The organism is Flavobacterium sp., assembly GCF_049590715.1.
Taxonomy (GTDB): Bacteria; Bacteroidota; Bacteroidia; order Flavobacteriales; family Flavobacteriaceae; genus Flavobacterium.
Genome location: NZ_JBAWDL010000131.1, coordinates 1 through 1,878, shown reverse-complemented (window position 1 = coordinate 1,878; position 1,878 = coordinate 1). Strand labels below are relative to the sequence as shown.

Here is a 1,878-nt window from a genome sequence, read left to right as displayed (position 1 = left end):
AGAAAGTATCGTAGTGAGCAAAAACGCTACTCCTGATATGAATGCTAATTTTGCTGGGGGGTATGTTGAAATACGTACTAAAGCCATTCCTAAAAACAATTTCACTTCTTTTTCGATAGGAACTTCCTATAACAGCATCAGTACGTTCAACGAACGTTTGACCAAAAAAGAGGGGGCTTATGATTACCTCGGATTTGATGATGGATCAAAAAGTTATCCTTCAGGATTAGCCGTTTTACCTATACCAACAAAAGAATCCGAATCGGGGGCTTTTATAGAACAATCCAAATTATTCAAAAATGATAATTTCACAACCTATAAAACGTATGCTGCTCCTGGAACTTCGTTACAGTTTGCTTTAGGGCGTGCGTATGATATTAGTGATAAGGCACGTTGGGGTTTTGTGGGTTCATTGCTTTTCAAAAACACTCAAGATCAATTAAAAATTGAACATTCAGAAAGGGGATGGAGACCGAATAACTATTACAAACCTGCCACTGGGACTTTAAAATACGGAACATTAGAGCAATATGGTTTTAAGAACTCAGGTGCCAGTTACAGTTTTAATTCGACGTTGGGAGGTATGTTTAATACAGGTTTGCAAATAGGGAAAAGCAAGATTACCCTTCGTAATATTTGGATGCACATCTATAATAGTCAGCTAACACAAACTACGGGATGGAACAATGAACCTGCTATTAGTGATATTTTAAATGGAAATGAATTGCCTTATACACAAGAGACTAGCTATCCTGTGTATCAAACCTTTCTTCAAAATAAAATTGAAGGAGATCATAAATTAGGAGATTTTGAAATCAATTGGTATGCTGCTTATGGTACAACGAGTAAAGATACTAAGGATGCTACTTTTATAAATAGAGGAAGAATAAAAGTGGGGGAAGATATCTTTGAATCTTACGGCGTGTATAATAGTCAAATAGCAGGTTTTAGAAGAGCAAATTTTACTAATGATGAAAAAAATTACAATGCTGCAGTCAATTTTAAATACGATTTTAATATTGGAGCTTCCATTCAAAATTCAATTAAGGGAGGCTATTTCGGAACTTATAAAAAAGCAACGAATCAGCAAGGATCAGAAGGTTTGGTAGTAGTAGGACAAGGGACAAAAAATTCAGCAGTAATTGATATTCCTCTTTCTGATTTATTAGACGGTTCACACTACAATTGGGGTGGTTTTGGATGGCTCAGAACCACAACTTATGGTAATGAATACATAGGCGATGTCAAAATTCACTCTCCATTCTTGATGGTTGATAACAAAATAAGTTCGTTGGTTAGATTGGTATGGGGAATGCGTGCCGAAAGCTATATTTATACACAAATTGCCAGTCAGGCGGACAATGCAGGTTCGTTTGAAACGGTTCAAAGAGACGAATCAATATGGCAATACTTGCCGTCAGCCAATCTTACCATTAGTCCTACTAACAAAATGAATGTTCGGTTAGGTTATAACAAATCCGTACTCCGACCCCAATTTGCCGAACGATTAAATATGCCTTATTATGATCCCATTCGGAAAGCAATCGTCTTGAATTATACCCAAGGAATTGTATCTTCTGTAGTTAATAATTATGATTTTAAGCTAGAATGGTTTCCAACCCGTGGCGAAATTTTATCCTGTGGTATTTATAGTAAAAATATTGAAAACCCTATTGAAGCCGTGAATGCAGCTAACGGAGGCGCAAGGTATATTTATAATATGAATTCCAAAAGTGCCAAATTAATCGGGGTAGAGATGGAGATTTATAAAAACTTATCCTTTCTTGGGGAGGGTGATGCACTAGAACGAATCTTTTTCTATGGAAATGCCGCTTTTAATAATACAAAAGTAACAGGGTATAAACAAATTGACGGTTT

General features: G+C 36.1%; 1 protein-coding gene. It reads left to right on the top strand.

What is annotated here, in order from left to right; translation table 11 throughout:
• Window positions 1-1,878, top strand: a 1,878-nt coding sequence (locus tag WBQ70_RS05745) for a TonB-dependent receptor (RefSeq protein WP_423911592.1), incomplete at both ends; no start/stop codon positions are given.